15 protein-coding genes are annotated in these 17,043 nt (G+C 49.8%); all 15 read right to left on the bottom strand.

What is annotated here, in order from left to right; translation table 11 throughout:
• Positions 1–25 precede the first annotated feature (25 nt).
• Positions 26–2,389 carry a glycyl radical protein gene (locus tag JW814_08985; protein ID MBN2071575.1) on the bottom strand — a complete coding sequence of 788 codons (2,364 nt, stop codon included), beginning with the start codon at positions 2,387–2,389 and terminating at the stop codon, positions 26–28.
• 5 nt (positions 2,390–2,394) lie between these two features.
• On the bottom strand, positions 2,395–3,198 hold the full coding sequence (locus JW814_08980; GenBank protein ID MBN2071574.1) for a glycyl-radical enzyme activating protein: 804 nt from the start codon (positions 3,196–3,198) through the stop codon (positions 2,395–2,397).
• A complete protein-coding gene (locus JW814_08975; GenBank protein MBN2071573.1) occupies positions 3,195–4,196 on the bottom strand; it encodes an iron ABC transporter permease in 1,002 nt (333 codons plus the stop codon). The genes JW814_08980 and JW814_08975 overlap by 4 nt, the downstream gene beginning before the upstream one ends.
• Complete coding sequence (locus tag JW814_08970; GenBank protein ID MBN2071572.1) at positions 4,196–4,984, bottom strand: ABC transporter ATP-binding protein; 789 nt, start codon at positions 4,982–4,984, stop codon at positions 4,196–4,198. The genes JW814_08975 and JW814_08970 overlap by 1 nt, the downstream gene beginning before the upstream one ends.
• Positions 4,985–4,986: 2 nt before the next feature.
• A complete protein-coding gene (locus JW814_08965) occupies positions 4,987–5,922 on the bottom strand; it encodes an ABC transporter substrate-binding protein (GenBank protein ID MBN2071571.1) in 936 nt (311 codons plus the stop codon).
• A 71-nt stretch (positions 5,923–5,993) separates the two neighbouring features.
• Positions 5,994–7,388 carry an FAD-dependent thymidylate synthase gene (locus tag JW814_08960; GenBank protein ID MBN2071570.1) on the bottom strand — a complete coding sequence of 465 codons (1,395 nt, stop codon included), beginning with the start codon at positions 7,386–7,388 and terminating at the stop codon, positions 5,994–5,996.
• A 21-nt stretch (positions 7,389–7,409) separates the two neighbouring features.
• Positions 7,410–10,421 carry a PD40 domain-containing protein gene (locus JW814_08955; GenBank protein ID MBN2071569.1) on the bottom strand — a complete coding sequence of 1,004 codons (3,012 nt, stop codon included), beginning with the start codon at positions 10,419–10,421 and terminating at the stop codon, positions 7,410–7,412.
• A gap of 177 nt (positions 10,422–10,598) precedes the next feature.
• Positions 10,599–11,555, bottom strand: coding sequence for a protease modulator HflC (gene hflC, locus JW814_08950; protein MBN2071568.1), 957 nt, complete (start codon positions 11,553–11,555; stop codon positions 10,599–10,601).
• Positions 11,552–12,535: an FtsH protease activity modulator HflK gene (gene hflK / locus JW814_08945; protein ID MBN2071567.1), complete on the bottom strand. Its 984-nt coding sequence runs from the start codon at positions 12,533–12,535 to the stop codon at positions 11,552–11,554. The genes hflC and hflK overlap by 4 nt, the downstream gene beginning before the upstream one ends.
• Positions 12,536–12,672: 137 nt before the next feature.
• Positions 12,673–13,773, bottom strand: a complete 1,101-nt coding sequence (hypD, locus tag JW814_08940; protein MBN2071566.1) for a hydrogenase formation protein HypD — start codon at positions 13,771–13,773, stop codon at positions 12,673–12,675.
• Entirely contained in the window at positions 13,770–14,018 is a 249-nt protein-coding gene (locus tag JW814_08935) for a HypC/HybG/HupF family hydrogenase formation chaperone (protein MBN2071565.1), read from the bottom strand. The genes hypD and JW814_08935 overlap by 4 nt, the downstream gene beginning before the upstream one ends.
• On the bottom strand, positions 14,018–14,680 hold the full coding sequence (gene hypB / locus JW814_08930; protein MBN2071564.1) for a hydrogenase nickel incorporation protein HypB: 663 nt from the start codon (positions 14,678–14,680) through the stop codon (positions 14,018–14,020). Before hypB ends, JW814_08935 begins: the two co-directional genes overlap by 1 nt.
• A gap of 12 nt (positions 14,681–14,692) precedes the next feature.
• Positions 14,693–15,076 carry a hydrogenase maturation nickel metallochaperone HypA gene (gene hypA / locus JW814_08925; protein MBN2071563.1) on the bottom strand — a complete coding sequence of 128 codons (384 nt, stop codon included), beginning with the start codon at positions 15,074–15,076 and terminating at the stop codon, positions 14,693–14,695.
• Positions 15,069–15,575 (bottom strand): hydrogenase maturation protease, encoded by a 507-nt coding sequence (locus JW814_08920; GenBank protein ID MBN2071562.1) that lies wholly within the window; start codon positions 15,573–15,575, stop codon positions 15,069–15,071. Before JW814_08920 ends, hypA begins: the two co-directional genes overlap by 8 nt.
• Before the next feature lie 28 nt (positions 15,576–15,603).
• Positions 15,604–17,043, bottom strand: a 1,440-nt coding sequence (locus JW814_08915) for a Ni/Fe hydrogenase subunit alpha (GenBank protein MBN2071561.1), incomplete at its 5' end; no start/stop codon positions are given.

Below are 17,043 nucleotides of genomic sequence, written 5' to 3'. Positions count from 1 at the left end.
GATCCCGCGCCGATCTCGGAAGATCTCATCCCGCTTCATGTTCCGTGCGTCTTATTATCTCGTTCTGTAGATCAGTCCCTAGATCTACGAAGTAATCGCTGTACCCGGCGACCCTTACAATCAGATCCTTGTGGCTCTCAGGATCATCCTGTGCTCTTCTCAGAATATCAGCACTGACGACGTTAAACTGAATATGGTGTCCGTTCATACTGAAATACGCCCTGATCAACTGACGTACCTTCTCGATGCCCTTCCCCTCAGAAAATACCTGTGGAGAGAACTTCTGATTGAGAAGAGTACCGCCGGTCTTGAGATGATCGAATTTCGAGGCGGATTTAAGCACCGCCGTCGGGCCTTTCCTGTCCGCTCCCTGGACGGGTGATATCCCCTCTGAAAGAGGAACGCCTGCCTTCCTTCCATCAGGCAGCGCGCCTGTCTTGCTTCCAAAATAGACGTGGCAGGTGGTCGGAAGCATATCCACGCGGAAATACCCCCCCTTGGCGTTCTCGATGCCATCGACGGAATCGAAGAAGCTTTCGAATATCCTTACCATTATCAGGTCGGGATAATCATCGTCGTTCCCGTATTTTGGAGTCTCGTCGACAAGGATCTTCCTGAGCTTTTCCTTTCCATCGAAATCCCGGTCGAGAGCATCTATCAACTCATCGAAAGAAAGATCCGCCAGATCGAAAATGTGGTATTTTACCGCCGCCATCGCGTCACTCACTGTTCCAAGCCCGACACCCTGGATATACGACGAATTGTACCTCGCTCCTCCTTCGTTATAATCCATCCCCCTCTTGACGCAATCGTCTATCAGAAGCGACATCAGCGGCGCGGGAAGAGTCTCCGCCCATATCGATTCGATGATCAGATTTCCCGCGATCTTTATGTCGATAAAATATTTGAGCTGACGTTCAAATGCGCCGTAGAACTCCTCGAAGTCTCCGAATCCGGCGGGGTCACCGGTATCGATACCAATCGATTTTCCCGTGACCGGATCAGTACCTCGGTGAAGCGTCAACTCGAGGATCTTCGGGAGGTTGAAATATCCGGTAAGAATATAACTTTCCTTTCCGAATGCTCCCGTCTCGACGCACCCGCTCGCTCCGCCGGCCCTGGCGTCTTCGATCGATTTCCCCTGCCTGAGCATCTCGGCGATTATCGCTTCGGTATTGAATACCGATGGCTGACCGAATCCGGTCTTCACGATCTTAAGTGCTCTGTCAAGGTACTTGTCCGGGTTCTTACGGCTGATCTGAACCATCGTTCCCGGTTGAAGAAGCCGCATCTCCTCGATGACGTCGAGAATAAGATAGGTCAGTTCGTTGACCCCGTCCTCCCCGTTCCCGGTCACTCCGCCGAGGTTAATAAGGCAAAAATCGGTATACGTGTTGCTTTCCTGCGCGGTGACGCCTACTTTCGGCGGTGCTGGCTGGTTGTTGAATTTAATCCAGAACGACTGCAGGAGTTCCTTTGCCTTTTCCTTCGTCAGGGTCCCTTCAGATATTCCTTCTGAATAAAATGGTAACAGCTGCTGGTCAAGCCTTCCGGGATTGAAGGAATCCCACGTATTCAATTCGGTTATTATCCCTATATGGACGAACCAGTAGTACTGCAAAGCTTCATGGAATGTCTCCGGGGCCAGGGCCGGGACTCTCCTGCAGACACCAGCCATCTCGATCAGTTCATCCCTTCTTCTGCTGTCCTTCTCCACTTCAGCCATCTCATCGAGTAGAGCGGCGTACCTTCGCGCGTAGCCGATGAGAGCATCGGCAGCGATAGCCATCCCTTTCAATTCCTCTACCCTCGCCCGACTCACGGGGGACGATTTTTCCGATATTCTTAAAATGCTTTCATCGATCTCTTTTTTGAAATCAATGAAACCCTTCGTGTATATCTTGCCGTCGAGCACAGTGTGTCCCGGGGCCCTCTGCTCCTGAAATTCAGTAAAGATCCCCGCCTCGTACGCGTCAAGCCACTCTGGCGATACTTTCCTGAAAATGATATCCCTGATACTTCTACCTGCCCAGAATGGGATTATCTCACCCTCATGGATCTTCCTCGACTCCGCGCTGACTTTAAAAGAGACCTTTTCCCTTTTGTCGAGTATGTCGAGATCAAGAAGGGAATGTGCGCAGATCTCGGGATAAGTCGATGTGGCTTTCGGACGGGGACCTCTTTCTCCGACGATAAGTTCTCCGGGATTTACGCAGAGAGCTTTATTCTCGAGGATATGCCGGAGAGCTTTCGCCCTCGATACCGGGACCGACAGGTCTTTTTCGGTCTTGTCACGGTAAAACTCGGTCAGGAGAAGAGCCCGTTCCATCGATATCTCCGCGGCGGCCTCAAGACTCTGTTTTCTCAACCTTTCAATCCTCTTGTTCAACCTTTTCATCCTCCGATGCCGACCTCGAGACCGGCGCTCGTGAATTTTTCCGTTATCTCCGCGATATCTTGCGGAGAATGCGGCGAAACAGGACCGGGACGGTACTTCATCCTCATCCGCCTGAATTTATCCTCGCACATCTTATTATACGGAAGAAGTGATACCTTGTGAAGAGCATCTCTATTCATTAGAAATGAGATGATATCTTCGATGTTGCGCGCCGTATCGGTTATCCCTGGTATCAACGGTATTCTTATCTCTATATCAGCCCCGCTGCTCTCAAGGTATTGAAGGTTATCAAGTATCAGCCTGTTCGAAACTCCTGTATATTTGATATGTTCCTTCTCATCGATGAACTTGATATCGAAAAGATAAAGATCGACCAGGCCGCCGAGCCTTTCAATATCTTTTCTTTCGGCGTATCCGGATGTATCGAGAGCGATATGGATCTCTTCATCCCCGCACGCTTTCAAAAGTTCTACGAGAAAATCAGGTTGAAAGAGAGGTTCTCCTCCCGATATCGTCACGCCCCCACCCGAATGCCTGTAAAACACCTCGTCCTTCATTATCTCTCTTATCACAGCCTCTACGGGAACATCATTGCCGGTGACTCTTTCCGATCCTTCATAGCGGCATAACGATATTCTCGATACTACCTCGCCGGGGCGTCGCTGCCGATCATCGATAAATGATTCGGGATTGTGGCACCACCAGCATCTCAGTGGACATCCACTGAAAAAGACCGTAGTCCTAATACCGGGGCCGTCGTGTATCGCGAATTTTTTCAGGTCGAAGATACTCCCTTTCATCGGCGTCCCTCCACCGAAAATCCGCTCAGCAGCAGGTATATGAAAAACGGTCCTCCCAGAAGGGCCGTTATCACTCCGACCGGTATCTCAGCCGGAGCGATCACCGTCCGTGAAAGCGTGTCGCAGATAACCAGGAAAGTCCCTCCGAAGACGAGGCTTGCCGGAGCGAGATTCCTGTGATTATACCCGGCTATCAACCTGCATATGTGCGGTACCATCATCCCGACAAACCCTATCACGCCGAATATCGATACTATGCTGCCGATCATCAGGCTTGCCGCGAGAAATATTACAGTCCTCGTTCTCTTTATGTCGACGCCCTTGCCGGCGGCAAGATCATCCCCGGCGGTTATCAGGTTCAGCTCATTTATCTTCAGAAGGATCATGATCGTCCCGATCGCTATAAAAGGCAGGATAGTCAATACCGGTGAGTACCCGACGATCTCGAAACCACCCATAAGCCACCTGATTATCCTGAAGGAATTATCGAAATCACTTATATACTGTATAAAGAGGATCAGGCTCGAGAAGAAGAAATTTACTGCCACTCCGGATATCAACATCGTGGCTGTGGAGAATCCTTTTTTCAACCTTGTAAGCCCGTAGACTATACCTATCGATACAAGCGCGGCCATAAAGGCGAAGAGCGACTGACCGGATATTCCCGGAAGCGAGAAAGAAATCCCCATCTGAATGTAGATGGCCGCTCCGAACGCCGATCCGCTCGATACTCCCAGGGTGAACGGGGTTGCCAGAGGATTTCTGAATATCGCCTGAAATGCCATCCCACTCAGCGCGAGTGCCGCCCCGGCGCAAAAAGCCGCTATTACCCTCGGAACCCTTATCTTCCAGAATATCTCCGCCTTTACATCGTCACTGTCCGGTCTCAGTACAGTTCCAGGTGTGATCTTTTCAACTCCGAAAAACGGGGCCGCCGCTATCACTGTAAAGGAAGCCAGAAAGAAGAAGGCTATGAACAATTTTCTTTTATTCTTCATCACCTGATCACATCCGGCATTATTATTCTCGTCCCGGAGACGGGATGATCTGAATAGAGGAATTTCTTGTCGAATACTTCGTCAAGGACGCCAGCGGCAGTGAGATCTCCAGTTTTTCCGTAATATGCGCGTTTCCCATCCTTTATGGCCAGGATCGCGTCCGAGACCATAAGTGAACTGTTTATATCGTGCGTGACGGAGAGTATCGTCGCGTTCATCTCTTCCCTGATCCTGCGAAGTATCCTGTACACTTCTTCCGCGTGTTTCGGATCGAGGAATGTCGCCGGTTCGTCGAGAAGTATTATTCCCGATCCCTGGGCGAGGACCGACGCGATCAGGACGAGCTGCTGCTCACCCCCGCTGAGACTGTCAAACCCGCGGTCCGAAAGGGCCAGTGTCCCGGTCATATCAAGCGCTGAACGCGCCGCGTCACGGTCTTCCGGAGTAACAGATGAGAAAGGACTGAGATATGGATATCGCCCCATCAAAACGAGTTCTTCTACTGTAAATGGTATCGATCTGCCGGCGTTCTGGGGGACATACCCGATATCCCTCGCAAGCTTCTTCTGACTGTACTCGCCGATCTTCCGGCCTCTGATCTCAATCGATCCGTTCGAGATCGGAAGGATCCGCATGATGCATTTCAGAAGAGTCGTTTTCCCGGCGCCATTTGGGCCGATTATTGAAAGATGCTTCCCGGCGGGGACTTCAAATGTCATCGACGAAAGGATCTCCTTCCCGCCGAGCCGGCATGACAGTCGATCGATTCTTATATCTATTCCTCGCATCTTCACTCCGAATTGATTATTCCGGCTATATCCTCGAGAAGCATTATGAATCTCGGTCCCGGAATCTGGGTATAATCCTGCGTCAGTAGATATATTTTCTTTCCCCTTACCGCCCTGGCATTCGGGATCCCTTTCCATGGCCTGTTTATCTCTTCCTCAGTATAACCTGCCGCATCTTTTTCAGGAAGAAGTTCGATGATCATGTCGGGATCTATCGCGAGGACACCCTCGGCTGAGATGACCGGGTACTTTATCATCCTCTCCCCGCAGGCATTCACGCCCCCGGCGATATCTATGATCTCGTCGTAATATGTCTTTCTTCCCGCTATATAGATCTTTCCGAGAGAATCAGATCCAAAATCCCTTCCTATCGTTATCATTATTCTCGGCCTGGCCCCGGCTAGGACCCTGGTCCGGACGGAATCTATCCGTGATTCGAGGGATGAGACCAGTTTCACGGCGGCACTATCCACCCCGCATATTTCTCCTATCATCCTGATTGATGCAAGGATATCCTCTATCGTCTTGTTATCTACAGTCATATGAGCGATCCTCAGTTGATCAAGATACCTTCCGGCAGCATCCTGCTCCGGCAGAAGGATCACCATGTCAGGTTTCAGCAACGCTATTATCTCGTAATTGGGATCAAGATAACCCCCGACCTTGGGTTTTTCCGAAACGCCGGGTGGAAACTTGCAGAACCTTGTCACGCCGACCAGTCTATCCTCAAGCCCAAGAGCGTATAGTATCTCCGTACTGCTTGGCGAAAGGGATATGATCCTATCGGGAGAGGAGCTCAGCGCTTTATCACCTCCAGCGCCTTCCAGCCCACTGGAGAAGGAAAGATGCGATACGAGGAATGCCAGGATGGCCATCAGCAGGAAAAGAGAGAAGGATCGGCTTTGAAGCGACTTGCGGAAACCGACGCGCCTTTTCACCAGAACTCTTAATGATGACATTATAATATCTTTTTAATTATATGGTTATTTAAACTACTTAATGTTATACATCAGGTGCATTTCTTTTTTATTTCGTAAAACTGGTCTTTCCCGCCAAGCATTGAGCCCCCGAGGGGAAATCTTTCCCTCGCGAGAGAACACATCATCTCCGATATTTCCCTTATCTCCCATTGGGCGTGGGCATCGCTTCTGAGCCTGGAAAAATGATACAGTTCCCTGAGATTGATCTTGACCATCACCCTTCTCCGGTGCGCGTTTGTCAAAACATATTCCGCGGAAATACCTGCTTTTTCCCTCAACTTCCTGTAAAGTCCTTCGGACTTTTTTATACCCTCTCTGAAAAGAGATATTCCACCTGCTTTTCGCACCGATTCGGGAATAGAGACTCCGAGAGATGTTGAATATGGCTGGACGATCTGGGTCGTCATCCTGTGCCTCTTCAGCTGCGCGTAACATGAAGCAGATACTACGACCTCGAAGGTCATGTCGATATTTTCAAATTCTCTCCACACACCGTTATATGATTCGATCTCCTTCATGACCGAAGCAACGATTTCGGATCGATTTTTACTCTTCATCCTCTTTGCGGCTTCCATCGATTCGGCGTAGGAACTCTGGCCGCCCGAGTATATGATGCTTCCTATCAGCTTTATATCTCCGTTTTCAGTAGCGTCTACCAGCCTGACCCTTTCCGACTGGTCTTTTCTTTTTACCCGAGCTATCCTTCCGGCCTCTCTCTTTACCACCGGCATCATTCTGAAGTAATCAGTCGCCCCCGGATACCGCACAAGAGAAGGTACTTTCCTGTGAGCTATTTTCGACAACCTGTCCGAAAACTCCCTCACTTCCGAAAGTTCGTGGCACGAAAGACGGCTGATCATATATTCCAGTTCGCGGGCGTTTATCGTCATGCCAAGCTGCGCTGACGTTGCCAGCGGCATGAGATACCTTGCGTCTTCTTTCGCTGTCCCACTGCCTGAAGAGGACCTGGCTATTTTCGAGAAAAGTTCTTCGTAGTACCAATTCAAGCTCTCGACCAGGCTGAGAAATTCACTCCTTAATCCTGCTTCCACTATCTCCTTCGGGATGACAAAATCTTTTCCGAGCCGGATATATCGTTGCGATTTTTCAGTATATGATGCCAGTCGGAAATGTTCTATCGCCTCCACGGCGATCCTTGATATGTCCATCACGTCAAAGTTCATAACGGCATGTTCGGCTATCGAGGAATGCCCCATATCGAAAACGATAGCCTCGTTTGATCTGCGCGCTTTCCTTATTTCCTTTCTTGCCTCTCTTCTTAGCGTATTGACGTTTCTCGGATCCCTGCTTATCCTCGCGTAAGCGGCGGAAATGACCTCGGGTGTCATCTCGGCGCCAAGCGCCGTTTCCGCCTTCTTGATCAGATCCGATTCGACATTCAGACCGGCCAGAATGACTTTCATCAATTATCCTCTATCTCTTCATTAGAAATCGAAAAATACCGAACCGTAAAACTTCCACTCTCTCCCCTCCGAGATACTGATATCGGGACGGAAAGGATCAGCGTAGATTATTTCGTCTATTCCGTACGCCGCTTCCAGTGAAGCGGCAAGAGGGTAGTTATAGAAATTAAATCCCTTCAACCTCAGCTCGAAACCCGCGTCCCTCTTGTAATCTTCCGTCATAAACCTGTCCTCGTCCCATGCCCTGCCTGCTTCGGCGAAGATTCCGGCGTAGATCGAACTGAAATACGTAGTCAGCACCTGCCGGTTTATATTGTTCCAGACGGGGAACCTGTAAGTAGCCCTGACCATCGCGTTTTTCCTGCCACCCATGCTGTAATACGAATATCCTCTCATCCCGTCCCTGCTTCCGATGAAAAGATTGAAGAAATCGTCGACTTTGCTCTCATCTATCGCGCCGCCCCTTATAAACAGCGACAGGACGTGAGACCAGTACGGCAGGGGAATGAATTCTTCATAGACAAGCGTATATCTTCCGAATTCGTTTTTGTCATAGATCGGTTTGAAATTATACTCGAACGACCCTGAAGACATCTTGTCGTAAGCTCTTGTCAGTTCCAGCCTGAACCTTCTCCCTGAGGACGGATTTATATCGGAACTGATGCCTGAACCGATTCCACTGTAGTTCAGGTATACGGAAAACTCGTTAGCCTTGTAATAATTCCACCCCAGTTCAACGTCGGCTATATCCCACGCGTTGATATTCAGTCCGTATTCGCCATGATTGTACTGCAGGACGATCTCTTTCCTGTCTCTCGCCGATGGCTGATCCAGTTCGAGCCTGCATCCGAAGAACGCGTCCCAGAGATCATATCTCACCTGAACGTCACCACTCGCCTCTTCGAAATAATTGTAATATTTCCTTGCCGCGTAGAAATTGAAAAAAAAAGTCGGCTTGAACTGTCTCGACTCGATACCGAACTGCAGATTGAATTCCTTGTCTTTATTCACCGACGCTGCGCCATATACTGCCTGCCTGTCAAGGTAATCCCTCGTATCGGCGACAACCCCTAGACGGAGCTGGTCGTCATACCATACTATCCGGGGGAATATATACACCGGCGTATAATCCACATTGTATTTCTTAGCGTCCTTCAACCTTCTGTCCAGATCGGAATAATCGTAATCTGTAACTTGCCCCTGCGAGCATTTCGCTCTGTTTATATACGTGTCTCTTTCTGTTATCAGATCCTCATATACTTCAGAGGCTGAAGCCGGAGCCGCCGACTTTCTCCAGCCGTCGATCCGGCGGATCTCGTATCCGTCAGTTCCGAAAGAGGAAAATACGATATCATCTCCGTCGGAATCGGGCGAGAAAGCGCCTCCAAGTACATTCGTGACATAAAGGTCTTTATTCTCAGCGGGACTTCTATAATAGATGTTGAATATACCTGTCTTATCGCTCGAATAGAAGAATCCAGCGCCGCTCCGATCCCAGGCAGGGTCGCGTTCGTCAGCTCCGGTAGAGATGATCTCGGTCTCATCCCCTGTCTCGGGATCGATCAACACTATATCGTTGCTGACGCCGAGAAAACGGGTCGCCAGAATGCCGCCATCACCCCAGGAAAGCCGGTAATACCGCTGAGCCGTTCTTTTCCGCGAAAGAGGTCTGACGCTCCCGCCTACTACATCTATCAGTACTATATGTTCCGATCCGTCATTACCAGAGATCGCGGCGATCGATTTCCCGTCCGGTGAGAATACGGGGTCTACGACTCGATCCGACTTCGTCAACCGCCGTTCAATGCCCGCCCCGAGGTATGTAATGAATATATCGTTAAGTTCGTATTGATATTTGTTATCGCCCGACCTTTTTGAATAGCAGATCTGTCTCCTGTCCTTTGACAGCGACGGCTTCGAGGATACGTCCCTCGCGATGATATCGCATTTTCCGTCAGTTCCCTGATGGACAAGGTCCACACCCATGTAATCCCTTCCCCTGTTCGACAGATAATAATATCCCCCCTCTTTCCCGGCGAACAGAGGAAAGATATTCATGAACCCGTGCTGGGCTACTCGCTCTCCCTCGATCCGGTTTTCCGAGACCTCGTCCCTTACCGCTGAATATTCCTTCGTTATCTTTCGTACCCACTCGGCATAAAGCTCGCTGTCATCAACGCCGAGCACCTTCCGGCACGCTCCATTAAAGGAAAGGCGCAGAAACCCTGAATGCTCTTTCACCAGTTCAGTGAGCTTTTCCGCTCCATAACTTTCGTTGATGAACCTTACAAGCGAATACCCCTGGTTATATAATTTTTCCGCGTCGAAAGAATTTTTTCCGAAGACTCCCATCTCGTCGAGAGTAAGGAGCCTGTCGTTAAGAACGGCCATCCGGAGTATCATATCCCTGTGAGAATCCCATATATCGTTTCTCGCGCAGGGACACTGGAATTGGGCTACTCCCTCTGCAAGCCAGTTTGGGACGATCTCTCCGGCATACGGCAGCGATCCCTGGAAATTGGGATATCCGTTTATTACATCGGGTCTTTTTTCCTTTTCGAACGTTATACCCTGCAGGTAGATCGATGGCATCCAGAGAGGCATCTTCATTGCCGCCTGGATCGTCACCATGTGCGTGTATTCGTGGGTAATGACGTTTCTGAGCCAGTCGGCGGCTCCCCTCAAAGCGAAATCATAATCTGAAGCATCAATATCTATCCTGTTAAGATAATAATAAGTGGCTCCAGCTGATTTATCCCATTTGTCATAGAGGTTTATATGTATCCTTCCCGGGCTGAAACCATAGAACTTCGTCAGGGCGCCATGGATCTCCTCGGCAATCCTGGCCGTCTCCCTGGCAGACCATTCCTCTCCCTCGTGAAAATGAATTGAAAAATGGTCCGTTTCGAGTGTTCTCCACTCGATCTCCGTGTGATTCCATCCGCTTACCTGAACGGGAAAGATAGACAAGAGAGCCAGGATCATCGGGAAGGCGGCGAATCGAAAGAAGTTTTTACTTTTATACCCCATCATTCTCATACTCCAGAGTCAGCGTCTAAGTCAAACCAGGGGTCGAGTGATCAATATAACACATGGTGAAGCCCCTTTCCCGTAAAATCGGGACCTCACCATGCTTTTTGACTGTTTTGCCAGCCGGATCAGGAGCGGACCCGCGCGAAACCTCCGCGAATCGATCCACGACCGGGCCGATTATCTCTTTATCTTCTTCATGTATCGATATATATCGCTATCCGTAGTCAATATCGCCCTGGTATTCTGCCCCATCGAATTTCTGTATACTTCGAGCGATTTAAGAAAAGAATAGAACTCAGGATCCTGCCTGTAAGCGTCAGCGTATATCTTCGTTGACTGCGCGTCAGCCTTTCCGCGGATCTCCTGCGATACTTTATAAGCCTCGGACTGAATTCCGTTAAGCTCTTTTTCCATCTTACCGTTGATCTCCGCTTTCTTGCCTTCTCCCTCGGAGCGGTATCCCGAAGCAACTCTCTGCCTTTCCGAGATCATCCTTTCGTAGACCTTCTTCCTGACATCCTCTATATAGTTCAATCGCTTTATCTGGACATCGAGAAGTTCGATCCCGTAGCGGCCGACAAGTTCGACAGACTTGGTAAGGATCTCCCTGGCTATCTGTTCCCTTCCTATACTTATCTCGTCAAGAACGACCTCTATCTCGTCTTCGATCGACTTGTCTTTTAAAGCTATCTCGGCTTTTTTCTTTCTGATGTCGTTCGAATTCCTTACAACTTCAAGAAGGGCGTTACTCGATACGACATCCCTTGAGGAGGAATCTATTATATCGTCCATCCGGCCGAGGGCTCCGGTGACGTTGCCGACGGACTGATAGAACAGTAATGGATCGACGATGCGCCATCTCGCTGTCGTATCGAGCCAGATATATTTCTTGTCAGCCGTTGGGATCTGATCGGCCGAACCGTCCCAGATCAGGATCCTCTTCTCGAATTTATGAAGAGTATGGATAAGAGGCGCCTTGACGTGTAATCCCGCCTTGTCTATCTTTCCTCCGACAGGTTTTCCAAACTGGGTGATGATAGCCTGTTCCGCTTCATTCAGAATATAGAACGTATTGATCACAACGACATAAATTAAGACCAGAATCACTAAAAACAGTATTTTTCTGCCTTTCATTTTCCATCACCCCCCTTTCTATCTTTGCCAATTTCAAGAAGTGGCAGGATCGATTTCTGATCCTCGTCTACGATGTAGATCTCCTCCATCCTTGGCAGGATCTCTCCGAGCGTCTCGAGGTAGAGACGTCTGCGTGTCACATCCGGCGCGAGCCTGTACTCCTTGTATATCTGATTGAAGAGGGAAGCGTCCCCGAGCGCCTGGTTCACTCTTTTCGTCGCGTATCCTTCAGCTTCGGCGATCATCTGTTCCGCCTCACCCCTGGCTCTCGGGATCCTCTTGTTATAGTCCTCCCAAGCCTCGTTTATCATTGTCTCCTTGTCCTGCTTGGCCCTGTTCACCTCATTGAAAGCCGGGCGGACCGGATCGGGAGGATTGACATTCTGAAGCTGGACAGTGACGATCTGTATTCCCGACTCAAAATGGTCAAGTAGCTCCTGGAGTCCGACCTCGACATCCTTCGCGATATCGATCCTTCCAAGAGTCAGGATCTCTGTCACTGCCCTGTCTCCGACGACCCGCCTGACAACAGATTCGGACATCGCTCTCAGGGTCTCGGAAGGGTCCTTGATCTTGAAGAGATAGTTATACGGATCCTTTACCTTGTACTGAACGACCCATTCCACTTCGGCGACATTGAGGTCGCCGGTGAGAATGATCGATTCTTCATAATAACTCTTGCTGCTGTATTGCGTCTTGATACCAGCTTTAATCGTCCTGAAACCGAATTCCTGCTTGAATACTTTCTTGACCTTTACCTTGTCGACACTCTCTATACCAAACGGTATCTTGATGTGAAGACCTGGATCAGTCGATCTTACGTATTTCCCGAAACGCAGGATGACACCGACTTCATCAGCTCCGACAGAGTAGAGCCCTGATACCAGGATGATCAGGACAATGACTCCGCCGATGATATTCTTCATACCACCGCCCGACAGGTTATAACTGTTCCCGCCGACCATCACTTTCATATCCATCACCTTCCTTTTCCCTTATCACGAATTAAACCCGATGGCGAGTTCATATTAAATACATAATCAATATGGTTTTTATTCAACCTCGCCCTGAAAGCCAAGGTAAATTAAGGAATATCGACCAGTCAACTGAATTCTTGTCAGGTAGGCACCGTACGGTACTGATACCTTGCCCTGCAGGTGCCTTCGCTCGAGACCATGCATGGACCGACCGGGCTGCGCGGAGTGCATCGGCTTCCAAACAACGGGCAATCTTCTGATTCAGCTTCCCCGAGGATCACCTTGTGGCAGATGCACCCTTCAGGAACATCTATCGAATTTTCGTCGTATTGAAGCCTGTGTCTTTGAACGGCGTCGATCGAAGCGTACTCTTTTTTCAATTCAAGTCCCGAACCGGGTATCGTGCCGATCCCCCTCCATCTTGAATCGGCTTTTTGAAAGACTTCATAGATCATCCTGCTCGCCCTGGTATTGCCATCTTCCCTTACGACTCTCCTGTACAGGTTCTCGATCGTATAGGGAGGCCCGGCGGACACCTGGCGCGCGAGTTCGAGTATCCCGTGCAGAATATCGACAGGTTCGAAACCGGATATGACCCCCGGAACGGAATATTCCGTCTCAAGGAATGAGTATCCTTTTCTTCCAAGAACAGTACTGACATGACCCGGGAGGATGAATCCATCTATCCCGCCCTCGGTCCTATCGAGAAGAAAGATCAACGCTTCCGGAACAACGCGAAGCGAAGTTATCATCGAATAGTTACGAGGCAGGCCGGAGAGTATCGACGCGGCTATAGGCGCTATCGTCGTCTCGAACCCGACCGCCATAAAAACCACTTCACGATCGGGATTATCGATCGCGATCTTTACCGGGTCGAGGGGTGAATAGATCACCCTTATATCCGCTCCCTCCGCTTTCATCATCTCGAGAGACCTGTCTCCGGAAGGTACCCTGAACATATCACCGAAAGTGGCGAGTATCACCTTCTCCTTCGAGGCAGCCTGCATGGCAAGATCTATATCCCCCGCGGGGCATACGCAGACGGGGCATCCAGGACCCGCGACAAGCCTGATCCAGCCCGGCAGGAGCGATCTGATTCCTGCTTTTGCCAGGGAATGTTCATGCGTACCGCATACGTGCATCAGGGTAATTCGTTTTCCCGTTGGAAATCTCTTAAGTTCCCTGATCAGGATCGAAGCGATCTCAGGGTCATGAAATGATTCGAATGGAGAGATAATCACGGTTCGAGGCCTTCCGCGTCATTGGTCATTCCCGCTCTGTATACCTTCTTGATCAGTTCAAGCGTCTCTTCAGCCTCTTTGCTGTCGAGTATCTCGATCGCGTATCCCGTATGGATCATTACGTAGTCACCCAAATTAACGCCTTCTACAAGATCGAGCCTTACGTTTTTTCTTATCCCGCCGGCTTCGACTACCGCCGTATCACCGTCTATTTCCTTGACCATCATCGGAATGGCAAGACACATCATTCACCTCTGGTGTTTTTTCTGAAACCCTCTATCCATGCCACCCACTCGTCGAGACCTTTTCCCGAACGGCATGATATCTCCAGTATCTCTATATCGGGATTTATTTCCTTCGCTTCCGATCTGGCTTTGCCGATGTCGAAGTCCACGTAATCGGCCAGATCGACCTTGTTCAACATCAAAAGTCTCGATTCGCTGAACATCAGGGGATATTTTTTCGGTTTGTCATCCCCCTCGGTGATGCTCATAAGCATGACCCTTCCGTCGACGCCAAGATCGAACTCGGCGGGACATACGAGATTCCCGACATTCTCTATCAACAAAATGTCTATCGCGTCGAGATCAAACGAGTGGAGGGCCGAATGGACCATTGACGCGTCGAGATGACAGACGCCGCCTGTCTGTATCTGGAACACATCCACTCCCGTCTCGCGCACCCTTTCGGCATCCCTGGAGGTCTGTAGATCTCCTTCAATGACTCCCACTCTGAATCTTCCGGTGATCATCGGCAGGGATTTTACGAGCAATGTTGTCTTTCCCGCTCCAGGAGCGCTCATGATATTCAGCGAAAAAACATCATGTTCTTTCAGCATCTTTCTGTTTTCTTCAGCTATCTCGCGGTTCTTCCCGCGGAGATCTTCGCCGATATTTATCTGATGCATCATTACCTCTTTTCACTCCCTGGCAGCGCTATTCCCCGCGCTGATCCCGTCACTGTCCTCGACCATTATATAATCTATCTCCATTTCCCGGCCCGAGACGATTGTCATATCCCTGCTTCCGCACAATGAACAGTAAAGAGAGAATTCTTCAGGTGAAATATCTTCCGAACATCCATTGCAGTGTATTTTCAGCGGGATCATCTCGATCTCCAGAACCGCCGAGTCAGCCCGCGTACCCTTTGAGAGTATATCAAACGCGAATCTGAGGGAATCGGAATTCACTCCGGCCATCCGGCCTATTTTAAGATGTATACTTGTTACCTTGCCGTCTCCCTGCTCCTTTGCCGCTTCGGAAACGACATTCAGCAGGTTCTGCATCAGAGAGACCTCATGCATCCTTGTTTTTTCTCCCGCCCAGGTCTATCGAGATCTTCGTGAAAGGTTCCTGATTGATCATTCCGGTTATCTCATCTACGAGACCGGGAATGATGTTTTCCACCTTTTCAAGACATCCTTCATGCAGGGTCAGAAGATCTTCACCCTGTACAGCGAATATAACTACCTCTTCCGGCATTTGAAACCCTAATCGTCTGCCCAGAGCGAGAGCGGTTCCGAGATCGATATCATGGCATGACGCGAGCCGGGGAGTTATCCTTATGTCATCGTGTTTCAGCCTGAAGACTGTTCCCGCTTCTTCGCCATCAAGATTGATCGCGTCTATGATTATAGCGCGGTCCTGATCCTTCATCATCTCCATCAGGTCAAGACCGGCAAGTTCAGCCTCTATTACTTTTACTGAAGGTCCGAGTCTGCCGCGAAGATGCCTCGCGACGTATACGCCCACTCCGTCATCAGTCAGGACTGTATTTCCAAGTCCGATGACTATGGTATTCATATGGAATTCCCCCGGAACCGCGACTCTGTCATCGCGAGATCTTGTTCAGGACTTCTCCGTCAAGCGATCTGATCTCAACGACAAGCGGCATCTGTCCCGGAAGGCTGTGTGTAGCGCAACTGAAACACGGATCATATAACCTGAAAGCCATTTCGACCATGTTCAACAACCCGTCAGTGACTTCGCCACCGGGTTTGATCAGTTTTTCAGCCGCTTTTTTCACGGCCATCGATATCGAAGCGTTGTTGTTCGTGGTGCCGACTATCAGGTTGGCTTTTGTTACGAAACCGTTTTCGTCAGTCCAGTAATGATGTGTCAATGTGCCTCTTGGAGCCTCGACTATACCAACTCCTTCCTTCGGAGTCGTCGATGGAATGATCCTCACGTTAGGATCGGTGATCTCTTCATCATTGATCAGTTCGATCATCCGTTCGGCCGCGTACACCATCTCGATAAGCCTTGCCCAGTGATTGACCATCAGTTTGTGACATGGTTTACCACCGAGAGTCTCGAACATCTTTTCATACTGTTCCTGCGCTTTGGGAGTAGCCATCCCGTCAGCGGCGTTGAACCTTGGAAGAGGGTTTGCCTGGTAGAGCGATGTCCCCATACCTTCCACGAAACCGTTCCATCCCCTCTCTTTCAGATAGGGGAATTTCAGGTACGAATAAGGTTCGACATGTTCCGCTATGTGATCGAGATATTCCGCTTCGGAATATTTTACGATCTCTTTCCCTTCAGGATCGACTACCCTGACCTTGCCGTGATAAAAATTGACTTTGTTATTATCATCGACGAGTCCCATATAGTTTGTCACCTGATCAAAGACATCGCCGGTGATAAGATCAAGGTATTCCTTGTTTGCCAATACCGTGTCGGCGAAGATCTTGAGACCGAAAATACTGAAATCAAGCTGCCCTTTTGCCAGTTCCCTGACCTTATCCCTGTTTTCGACCGAGAGAGCCCTGGTGACTCCGCCCGGTATATTCCATACCGGATGCGTCGCTCTCCCGCCGACCATTATCTGGATATCCTGAGACGCCGCTCTCTGCTTGAGTACCTCTCCACCGATCTCAAGCCCGACTTTTTCAATCAACCCAAGAACGTTTCTTGATGCTTTCGGAGCGTCCGGACCGAGTACGAAATCAGGAGCAGCCAGGGCATAGAAATGTGCCGCGTGGCTGTGAATAAAATGCGCCATGTAGTAGAGTTCCCGGAGCTTTTTCGCGACGGAGGGAATGTCGGCCTTGTATACCGCGTCCACAGCCTTGCCAGCAGCCATATGATGAGCCGCCGGGCACACGCCGCATATCCTCGGCATGATCCTAGGTATCTCTTCGACCGGGAGGCCTTCGACGAACTTCTCAAAACCCCTCAGTTCCGGAATCTGGAGATAGGCGTTGGCAACCGAACCATCGTCATTGATAAATATGGAGATCTTGCCATGTCCTTCCAACCTGGTGATTGG

It is taken from the genome of Candidatus Krumholzibacteriota bacterium (assembly GCA_016932415.1).
GTDB lineage: Bacteria > Krumholzibacteriota > Krumholzibacteriia > Krumholzibacteriales > Krumholzibacteriaceae > Krumholzibacterium.
The sequence above is the reverse complement of the archived record's forward strand: the minus strand, read 5'-3'. Positions and strand labels throughout refer to the sequence as shown.

Coding starts and splice junctions, on each gene's coding strand:
- JW814_08980 (MBN2071574.1), bottom strand. CDS start 3,198: ATGAAAGGGAGTATCTTCGACCTGAAAAAATTCGCGATACACGACGGC.
- JW814_08975 (MBN2071573.1), bottom strand. CDS start 4,196: ATGAAGAATAAAAGAAAATTGTTCATAGCCTTCTTCTTTCTGGCTTCC.
- JW814_08970 (MBN2071572.1), bottom strand. CDS start 4,984: ATGCGAGGAATAGATATAAGAATCGATCGACTGTCATGCCGGCTCGGC.
- JW814_08960 (MBN2071570.1), bottom strand. CDS start 7,388: ATGAAAGTCATTCTGGCCGGTCTGAATGTCGAATCGGATCTGATCAAG.
- JW814_08955 (MBN2071569.1), bottom strand. CDS start 10,421: ATGATGGGGTATAAAAGTAAAAACTTCTTTCGATTCGCCGCCTTCCCG.
- hflC (MBN2071568.1), bottom strand. CDS start 11,555: ATGAAAGGCAGAAAAATACTGTTTTTAGTGATTCTGGTCTTAATTTAT.
- hflK (MBN2071567.1), bottom strand. CDS start 12,535: ATGGATATGAAAGTGATGGTCGGCGGGAACAGTTATAACCTGTCGGGC.
- JW814_08935 (MBN2071565.1), bottom strand. CDS start 14,018: ATGTGTCTTGCCATTCCGATGATGGTCAAGGAAATAGACGGTGATACG.
- hypB (MBN2071564.1), bottom strand. CDS start 14,680: ATGCATCAGATAAATATCGGCGAAGATCTCCGCGGGAAGAACCGCGAG.
- hypA (MBN2071563.1), bottom strand. CDS start 15,076: ATGCATGAGGTCTCTCTGATGCAGAACCTGCTGAATGTCGTTTCCGAA.
- JW814_08920 (MBN2071562.1), bottom strand. CDS start 15,575: ATGAATACCATAGTCATCGGACTTGGAAATACAGTCCTGACTGATGAC.